This window comes from Pyramidobacter piscolens W5455 (assembly GCF_000177335.1).
GTDB lineage: Bacteria > Synergistota > Synergistia > Synergistales > Dethiosulfovibrionaceae > Pyramidobacter > Pyramidobacter piscolens.
The window spans coordinates 24,915-33,453 of the sequence record NZ_ADFP01000128.1 but is presented as its reverse complement, the minus strand read 5'-3'; the positions used below and the strand labels follow the sequence as shown (position 1 = coordinate 33,453).

Below are 8,539 nucleotides of genomic sequence, written 5' to 3'. Positions count from 1 at the left end.
GCGTACTGGGCCTTGTTCTCGGGATCCAGCTCAGCAGCCACTTCGCCGAGCTTCTTCACGATCTGGATCGCGTTTTCGGGCGCCGTCCACACGTGCTCGTCCAGCTCCGGCTCCTCGCCGTCGTGGTGATGATGCCCCACTTCCTTGGCGTCATGATCGTGCCCGTGGTCACAGTCGAGACCATGGTCATGATGAGCATGACCGTGATCATCGTCGCCATCGTGGTCGTGATCGTGCTGCATGCCCTCGACGATCTCCTCTGGAACCGTCTCCACCAAGTCCATCAGCTTCACGACGCGGGGGCTTTTGCCCTTGTCGAAAGAGGCCAGCACCTTGTCGACCCAGGCGTCGGAATCGCCGCCGACGTAAACGAACAGCCCGCAGTTCTGCAGGTCGAGAATGTCTTTTACCGTCGGGTCGAAACTGTGGCTTTCCATGCCCGGGCGCAGCAGCATCTTCACGTTGGCCAGGTCGCCCGTGATCTGACGGACGAAATCGTACTCGGCAAAGTTGGAACAAATGACGCTGAGTTTTTCAGCGTTCGCCGCCGGAGCGGCAAAAGCGGCACCGCAGGCGAAAATCACCGCAGCGCACAGAGCGAAAATTTTTTTCTTCATCTAAGGGATCTCTCCAATTCCATTCAAAAATTCGACTTGCAAACCGACACACGCATGAAAAAACGCGCGCCGTCTAATTGGAGAGCTTGACCTTCAGAGCCACCAGCGTCACATTTTCGCGCCGGAGACTCTTCCTCTGCGCGGAAGCGCAGGCCACACCGACATACCGCGCGGCGTAAAAGTACGCGCCCGCCACGCCGACGGCGAAGCCCGCCAGCGCCTTGACGCACTCCTCCATCTGCGCGCAGATGGGACAGCCGTGCCCGTGGCAGTCGTGAACGGCCTCGATGAACAGATACGCCACCGAACAGAGCACCGAAAGGGCCAGGAAAAGGCAGACTACGAGGTTCAATATTCTTTTTTTCTTCATGCCTGCCTCTCCTCCAGTCCGAAAAAATCGCCGGCCGTACTGCCGCCGGCGGCTCCGGGCATTCGTCCAGCCCTTATTTTTTCATTATACAGAGCGGTATTAGCACTGTCAAACTCGCTTGTTTCACATGATACGGCAGGCCGTCCCGCACGCTCCCTTCGGCACGGCGCCGGCCGATAAAAAACGCGCGGCAAAAGAGCGAAACACGCGGCTCTTCATCGTGCGTCGGATAAATTATAACACCGCGGTCAACTTGCTTTCCGCGAAAACAACAAAAACAAAACGCGAAATGGCGGCGGCTCTCGTCTATAATGGAACGGCGAGGTGACGATCATGCCCTACAATTCCTTCGACGACTATCCAATGAGCTGGCGGCCGAAGCTGGACCGCAGCGAACGCGCGCTCTATCTGACGCTGGCGCGCACGCTCGAGGAGGATATCGCGTCGGGCGCGCTCAAGCCCGGCACGCGTCTGCCGCCGCAGCGCGAACTGGCCGACTTTCTCGACGTCAACGTCAGCACCGTGGCCAAAGCCTTCAAGCTCTGCGAGCTCAAGGGGCTGCTCACCGCCACCGTCGGCAGCGGCACGTTCGTGGCGTACAGCGCGCTCACCGACAAACGGTTTCTCGAACGCGCCGAAGGAGCGCACGTCATCGACATGGGCAGCGTCCAACCGGAGGATTCTGCCAACGCCGCGCTGCTGGAGATGGCCCGCTCGCTCTTCCGCAGCGACGAGGCCGCCGCGCTGTTCAGCTTCCACGCCCAGGGCGAGGACGAGTGGCAGAAGGACGCCGCCGTTACGTTCATGCGCCTGTGCGGACATGAGGCGCACCGCGAGCAGATCCTGTTTGCCAACGGCGCCCAGAACGCGATCTCGGCCATCTTCGCCTCGCTGTTCCGCCGCGGCGAAAAGATCGCCGTGGACGACCACACTTATCCCGGCGTCAAGTCGGCCGCCGCCATGTTCGGCGTCAAACTCGTCCCCGTCAGGAGCGGCGATGAGGGCATGGAACCGGCCGACCTCGAACGTCTTTGCTGCAGCGAAAAGATCCACGGCGTCTACCTGATCTCCGCCTGCCACAACCCCACCACCGCCACGCTCCCGGAAGACCGCCGCCGCGAGATCGCCGCCGTTTTGCGCGCCCACGACGCGCTGCTGATCGAGGACGGCACCAATCAGCTCATGCAGCGCGGCGTGCCCTCCGTGTCGAGCTTCGCGCCGGAGCGCAGCCTCTACATCGCCACGATGTCGAAAGTGATCGCCCCGGGGCTGCGCGCCGCCTGCGTGGCCGTGCCAGCCCCCCGCAAAGAGGCCGTCGCCGGCGCGCTGTACAGCCTCAACGTCGGCGTCGTGCCGATGATGGCCGAACTGGCGGCGCGCGTCATCGCCTCCGGCCAGTTCGAGAACATCATCGCCGCGCACCGACGGCACACCGGCAAGCGCAGCCGCCTCGTGCGCGCAATTTTGCCCGACGCGATCTGCCGCGGCGGCGACGCCGACATCTTCCGCTGGCTGACGCTGCCCGAACGCTTCACGAGCGTCCAGTTCGAACAGGCGGCCCTGGCGCGGGGCGTCCGCGTCGCCGCCGCCGAACGCTTCGCCGTCGGCAAAACGCCGCCCGCCCGCGCCGTGCGCGTCGCTTTCTGCACGCCGCCGCGCGACCAACTCGAAAAAGGGCTGCGCGTTCTCGGCGAACTGATCGCCGATTAATCGCCCAAAGGCAAAAGCGTTCGCCATGCAATTTTATTATTGCATGGCGATTTTTTTTGCTCTATAATACGTTCTGCAACGAAAGACCGTTTCCGCGCCAGCGGCGCGGAAAAAGGGATCCAGCCGCCGACTGTCGTGCGATGAAAATGTTCCACGTGGAACATTTTCATCGCACTGCGGCCGTCAACGCCGGCCATTTTCAAGGAGGCAATGAGAATGAAATTTTTCGGAAAAACCGCCGCCGCGCTCGCGGCGCTTGTGATCGTGCCGCTGGCGGCCCGCGCCGACCTGCGCGTCGCCACCGCCAGCACCTACCCGCCCTACGAGTTCCTCAACGAAAAAGGCGAGCTGGACGGCTTCGACAAAGACCTGATGGAAGAGATCGGCCGCCGCCTCGGCGAAAAGATCGTCTGGCTCGACACGGGCCATTACGACATGGTCATCCCCTCGCTGGTCACCGACCGCGCCGACGTCATCGCCGCCGGCATGAGCGCCACGCCCATCCGCGCCAAACGCGTGCTTTTCTCCACGCCTTACGTGCCCACGATGGCCTCCTTCGTCACCGCGCCCAACGTCGCCGTGAAAAAGCTCGAAGATCTGCGCGGCCTGCGCGGCTGCGTGCCCGTCGGCACCACGCAAGACGTTTTTCTTACGCCGCTGGCGGGGGAACTGGGTTTTCAGATCAAGAACTTCGCCAAGATCGAAGAGTGCCTGTGGGACATCGTCACCGGCCGCAGCGACTTCACCCTCATGGACGTGCCCGTCGCCGACAAGATCCTCGAACTGCCCAGCTTCAAAGGCAAAGCCGTGCGCGGTTACACCTTCCAGCTCACCGGCGCCGGCAAAGCTCTGGCCGTCAACCTCGGCAACACCGCGCTGAAAAACGAACTCGACGGCGCCATCGCCGCCATGGAAGCCGACGGCGCCCTCCCCGCCCTGCGCGAGAAGTGGAAGCTGGGGAAGAAATAAAACCGACAGCCCTTCATCAAACCGCGCCATAAAATCGAGTCTCCCGAACTCTATCTGGTTCGGGAGACTCGATTTTATGGCGCGATGTCTCAATTCAAAACTGGGATCAATCAACAATATTGACAGAACACGAGCATTGTTTATAATATTATTTATTATTAACGCAATGCTGACTCTTCTGTTCGCGTTCTGCTTATTTCTCAATAAAGGAGACGTATCGTCAATGATCATCAATCCCAACGTTGTCACGCTGTCCAACGAAGAACTTGCCGCCATCAAGGCTGCCGAGCCGGCGACAATCGGGCACTTCCGCAATTTCGGTTTTAACAATGCGCCGCTTTTTATCTCCCTTCCGGGCAAAAGTTTTACCGGGCGCGCCGTGACCGTCAAGCTGGCGTCCAATGATTCCACCCTGCTGCACAAAGTCACCGAGATGGTCGGCCCCGGCGACGTGCTTGTGATCGACCGCGCCGGCGACCAGCAGTACGCCGCTCTGGGCGGCGTGGTTTCCTGGGCGCTGCATGTCAGCGGCGTAGAGGGCGTCATCGTCGACGGCGCCGCCACCGACATCGAAGAGATCCGCGAGATGGGACTGGTCGTATTGTACCGCCGCCTGTCAGCCATCACCACGCGCCTGTTCGGCCTTGACGGCGAGATCAACACGACCGTCAGCTGCTGCGGCGTGACGGTCACCCCGGGCGACATCATCGTAGCCGACGAAAACGGTTTCGTGGTGCTTCCCGCCGGCGAGGCCGCGGCTGTTTGCAAGAAAGCCATCGAGATCCAGAACGCTGAGCCCGGCAAAAAGGATCGCATTGCCAAGGGCGAACATATGGCCGACGTGACCCGCGCCGGCGCTCTGATCAAAGAATATTTTGATAAAAACGCAAAATCCAAATAAGGAGAGAGTCATCCACCCATGAGCAAATTTTTAATGTCTGTGCTGCAAATCGACTCGCAGGCCGACAAGAAGGCCAATCTTGACAAGATCGGCCGTTTTATCGACGAAGCGGCGTCTCATGGCGCGCGGTTCGTCGCCATGGCTGAGAATGTTCACTACTGCGGACCCAAAGACGGCGTTTTCGCCAGCGCCGAAACGATTCCCGGCCCGATGAGCGCATTTTTCGCCGCCAAGGCGAAGCAGTACAAGATCTGGCTGCACTGCGGCAGTATCGGCGAGGTCATTCCCGGCGAGAGCAGGCTCTACAACACGACGCTGCTTTACAATCCTCGGGGAGATTTGGCCGCCCGCTACGAGAAGATCCACATGTACGACGTGGAGATCGAGAACGGGCCTTCCACGCGCGAGTCGGACACGAAAAAACCGGGGCACAGGATCGTCGTCGCCGACACCGAGTTCTGCAAAGTGGGGCTGTCGATCTGCTACGACATGCGCTTCCCCGAAATGTACCGCATCATGGCCCTTCAAGGCGCGAAGGTGATGTTCGTGCCAGCCAACTACACGCTGTTCACGGGCAAGGACCACTGGGAATGCATCCTCAAAACCCGCGCCATCGAGAATCAATGCTACGTGGTCGCTCCCGCTCAGATCGGCAAGAAGCCGGCGTTCCAGGCTTACGGCCGTTCCATGATCATCAATCCCTGGGGCGTCACGGTCGCCTGCGCCGAAGACCGCGAAACGATCATCTACGCCGAGATCGACCCCGATTATGTAAATCAGATCCGCGAACAACTGCCCAGCCTCAAAAACCGGCAGCCGGGCGCTTACGTATGGCCGGCTGAGTGATTCCCCGCCGGACGACCTTTCGCTGGTCCTGAACACAGCGAACCGTTCGCTGTGAATTTCGAAAAGGAGAGTATTCTGATGTTGAAACGTATCGCTCTGCTCCTGCTTTGCGTCTGCGCCGCCATGAACGCCGCTCCTTCCGAAGCCGTGACGAAACTTCGCCTCGGCAACAAGATGATCGAGGATCACTACGAGAGCCAGGCTTTGAAGATGATGGCCGAGAACGTAAAAACGCGCACCAACGGCGAAGTGGAGATCCAATGTTACTTCGGCGAAGTTCTCGGCGACAACAAGAAACAGATCGAGAACATGGTCCGCGGCGTACAGGATTTCTACGCCGACGGCTACGGCTACTACGATATGTACTCGCCCCTCGTGCGCGTGTCCTCGCTTCCTTATTTGTTCCGCGACAACGAGCACTATCGCCATTTCCTGCTCAGCGACGTCGAGAAAGAAATTGAGGAGCCTCTGCTCAAGAAAGCGGGCCTTCGCGTCGTCGACAGAAAGCGCAACTGGCTGCGCGGTCCTTTCCGGGTCATCGCCTCGCGCAAACCGATCCGCTCGCTGGAAGACCTTCAGGGGCTGAAATTGCGCATGAACTCAAACCCCACCAGCGTCAAGGCATGGGAAGCCCTTGGCTGCGCCGTCACCGTCATTCCTTATTCCGAGACGTATCTCGCCCTCAAGCAGGGGACAGTGGATGCCGTCACCTGCCCGGTCGTTGACGCCTATTTTCAAAAGTTCTGCGAAATCGCTCCCTACCTGACCGTCACGAACGAATACCCCCAGCAGGTCGCCGTGGTCATGAACGACCGCAAATTCCAGCGTTTGACAGCAGAACAGCAGGAAATCCTTCTCGACGAAATCGACAAAGCCGGCGACTACGTGACCGAACAGGCCAACAAACGCAGCGCCGAGATCATCGAACTCATGAAAAAAGAATACAACGTCGAGATCATCGAAGTCGATCTCGCCCCATGGAGAGCGAAGATGGACGGTTTCCTCGAAGAGCTCGAAAACAGCAATTACATCCCCAAAGGATTCGCCGGGCGTATCCGCGCCATCCAGTGAGTTCGCGTTTCCATCTGCACGATACGGGGCAGAGTACCACTCCTGACACTCTGCTCCGTATTCGGAGGGAACCTTTTGAGAGAGGAAGAGCTCTGTGGCTAAAAAGATCGCAAAAATCATCGACTGGATTCTCGGCCTGAACGGCTGTCTTATGATCGCGACGGCCACGCTCCAGATCGTTTCACGCATAATCGGGCGCCCTGTGGCTTGGACGGTGGAACTGCTGACGTTTTTAGGCTTGTTCTCCATCATTCCCGGCGTCGCCGCGCATTTTCTCAAGAACACTGAGACCCGCGTCGGCATTATCGTGGATCATCTTCCCCGTACGCTGCGGCGTCTTAGCGAATTTGTCATCAACGCCGTCTGCACCGTTTTCGGCTTTATCCTGCTGTACGCCACCTACGACTATACCGGTCTGGTCGGCATGGGGACGCCCGAACAGTTCCTTCCCTTTCCTCCCGAGACCAACCTGCTGCCCGTCTATCTGCTGAGTTTTGCCGTCATTTGGAACGGCCTGTACAACCTGCACCGCATCGCCGTCGATAAAATTGAAGAATCCGGTCCTGCGCCCGAAGGAGGGAAGCGGTAAATGGTATCCGTCGGACTTATTTCAACGCTGATCATGATGTTGTTCCTCAAAGCGCCGGTCATTGTCGCCATGGGCACCTCAGTCGCCGTGGGCTGTTGGCTGGGGGACTTGCCGCTGTATCTGATCGCGCAGGGCGTCATCGACGGTTCCATGTCCTGGAGCCTTCTGTCCATTTTCTTCTTCATGATGGCCGGCAACATCATGGGCGTCTGCGGCGTCGCCGACCAGATCTTCAGCTTCGCCAATGCCTGCGTGGGGCACTGGCCCGGCGGACTGGCCCATGTCAACTGTCTGTGTTCCATGGTCTTCGCCGGCATTTCCGGCGCGGCCGCCGCGGACTGCGCCGCGCTCGGACCGATCGAGATCAAGTCCATGACCGACAAGGGATATGACTTGCGATACAGCACGGGCATCACGCTGGCGTCGTCCATGGTCGGACCGATCATCCCGCCCAGCGTGTTCTTCATCATGTTCGGCGTCGTTACCAACACATCCATCGCCAAACTGTTCATCGCCGGCATTGTTCCCGGCATCGTCATCAGCCTGGCGTTGATGCTTGTCTGCGCGCGCATCTCCATGAAACGGCCCGACATTTTTCCGCGCGGCAGTTACACCCCTATGAAGGAACGCTGGCGCATCTTCAAGAAATCGGTCTGGTCGCTGCTGGCTCCCGTTATTATCGTCATCGGCATGACCTCCGGTTCCGTCAGCCCCACCGAAGCCGGCGTCGTGGCCGTACTTTACTCGCTGCTGCTGGGCGTCATTTACCGCACGCTGAATTGGAACGCGCTGTGGAACGCCGTCAAAGATTCGATGATCATGGCGGCCTCAAGCCTGATCCTGTTCGGTTTCGCCTCCACCATGTCCTACATTCTCACCATGGAGATGCTGCCCGCCAAGTTGGCGACGCTGATCCTCAGCCTGACGCAGAACAAGTACCTCGTGCTTATTCTGATCGATCTGTTGCTTCTGGTTTTGGGATGCTTCATGTCGGCCTCAAGCGCCATGATCTTGCTCACACCCATTCTCCTGCCTCTGATGGAGAAACTCGGCGTCAGCACAATTCAGCTGGGGGTGTTGATGTGCTTCGCTCTCACCATCGGCATCGCCACGCCGCCCGTCGGCATGGGACTGTATATTCTCGCAGACATCACGCATCAGAAGATCGAAGAGGTTTTCGAAGGCTTCATGCCCTTCTTCCCCGCGCTGGTCGTCATGCTCATCGTGCTGACGCTGGTGCCGCAGATTTCCACCTGGTTGCCCAGTTGGCTGATGCCCTAGTTTTGACCATTGAGCGACCGAAAGTTTGTCTTTTTCGTAAAATCCACGTGTTCTCTCCTTTCGCTATTTTTCGTTAAAAAGGCAGAGGTTCTTCGTCCTTCTTAACGAAAAATAGCGTGATACGGTCCAGTTTCTTTGAACAGTTACAAGTGACATTATCACGAAACAACGACAGCAACGATATC

9 protein-coding genes are annotated in these 8,539 nt (G+C 58.8%); 7 read left to right on the top strand and 2 right to left on the bottom strand.

Annotated elements, in window-relative coordinates; genetic code table 11:
• Both HMPREF7215_RS11195 and HMPREF7215_RS11190 read right to left on the bottom strand, forming a co-directional pair.
• The coding region (locus HMPREF7215_RS11195; protein WP_009166016.1) for a metal ABC transporter substrate-binding protein at positions 1–617 on the bottom strand (617 nt) is incomplete at its 3' end.
• A gap of 73 nt (positions 618–690) precedes the next feature.
• A complete protein-coding gene (locus tag HMPREF7215_RS11190) occupies positions 691–987 on the bottom strand; it encodes a hypothetical protein (RefSeq protein ID WP_009166015.1) in 297 nt (98 codons plus the stop codon).
• Positions 988–1,320: 333 nt separating this feature from the next.
• On the opposite strand from HMPREF7215_RS11190, the gene HMPREF7215_RS11180 reads away from it, so the two are divergent.
• The 7 genes from HMPREF7215_RS11180 (at position 1,321) to HMPREF7215_RS11150 (ending at position 8,354) form a co-directional block, all read left to right on the top strand.
• Positions 1,321–2,697 (top strand): aminotransferase-like domain-containing protein, encoded by a 1,377-nt coding sequence (locus HMPREF7215_RS11180; RefSeq protein ID WP_009166013.1) that lies wholly within the window; start codon positions 1,321–1,323, stop codon positions 2,695–2,697.
• A 216-nt stretch (positions 2,698–2,913) separates the two neighbouring features.
• Positions 2,914–3,666: a transporter substrate-binding domain-containing protein gene (locus tag HMPREF7215_RS11175; protein WP_009166011.1), complete on the top strand. Its 753-nt coding sequence runs from the start codon at positions 2,914–2,916 to the stop codon at positions 3,664–3,666.
• Between the two features lie 223 nt (positions 3,667–3,889).
• A complete protein-coding gene (locus HMPREF7215_RS11170; protein WP_009166010.1) occupies positions 3,890–4,567 on the top strand; it encodes an RraA family protein in 678 nt (225 codons plus the stop codon).
• A gap of 18 nt (positions 4,568–4,585) precedes the next feature.
• Complete coding sequence (locus tag HMPREF7215_RS11165) at positions 4,586–5,413, top strand: carbon-nitrogen hydrolase family protein (RefSeq protein WP_009166009.1); 828 nt, start codon at positions 4,586–4,588, stop codon at positions 5,411–5,413.
• A 78-nt stretch (positions 5,414–5,491) separates the two neighbouring features.
• Positions 5,492–6,484 carry a TRAP transporter substrate-binding protein gene (locus HMPREF7215_RS11160; protein ID WP_009166008.1) on the top strand — a complete coding sequence of 331 codons (993 nt, stop codon included), beginning with the start codon at positions 5,492–5,494 and terminating at the stop codon, positions 6,482–6,484.
• Between the two features lie 94 nt (positions 6,485–6,578).
• Positions 6,579–7,073, top strand: a complete 495-nt coding sequence (locus tag HMPREF7215_RS11155; protein WP_009166007.1) for a TRAP transporter small permease — start codon at positions 6,579–6,581, stop codon at positions 7,071–7,073.
• Positions 7,074–8,354 carry a TRAP transporter large permease gene (locus tag HMPREF7215_RS11150; RefSeq protein ID WP_009166006.1) on the top strand — a complete coding sequence of 427 codons (1,281 nt, stop codon included), beginning with the start codon at positions 7,074–7,076 and terminating at the stop codon, positions 8,352–8,354.
• The last annotated feature ends 185 nt before the right edge of the window (positions 8,355–8,539 follow it).

Bases quoted from the DNA above. Each gene is read 5' to 3' on its own strand.
- HMPREF7215_RS11160 (WP_009166008.1), top strand. From the start codon at position 5,492: ATGTTGAAACGTATCGCTCTGCTCCTGCTTTGCGTCTGCGCCGCCATG.
- HMPREF7215_RS11165 (WP_009166009.1), top strand. From the start codon at position 4,586: ATGAGCAAATTTTTAATGTCTGTGCTGCAAATCGACTCGCAGGCCGAC.
- HMPREF7215_RS11150 (WP_009166006.1), top strand. From the start codon at position 7,074: ATGGTATCCGTCGGACTTATTTCAACGCTGATCATGATGTTGTTCCTC.
- HMPREF7215_RS11180 (WP_009166013.1), top strand. From the start codon at position 1,321: ATGCCCTACAATTCCTTCGACGACTATCCAATGAGCTGGCGGCCGAAG.
- HMPREF7215_RS11170 (WP_009166010.1), top strand. From the start codon at position 3,890: ATGATCATCAATCCCAACGTTGTCACGCTGTCCAACGAAGAACTTGCC.
- HMPREF7215_RS11190 (WP_009166015.1), bottom strand. From the start codon at position 987: ATGAAGAAAAAAAGAATATTGAACCTCGTAGTCTGCCTTTTCCTGGCC.
- HMPREF7215_RS11175 (WP_009166011.1), top strand. From the start codon at position 2,914: ATGAAATTTTTCGGAAAAACCGCCGCCGCGCTCGCGGCGCTTGTGATC.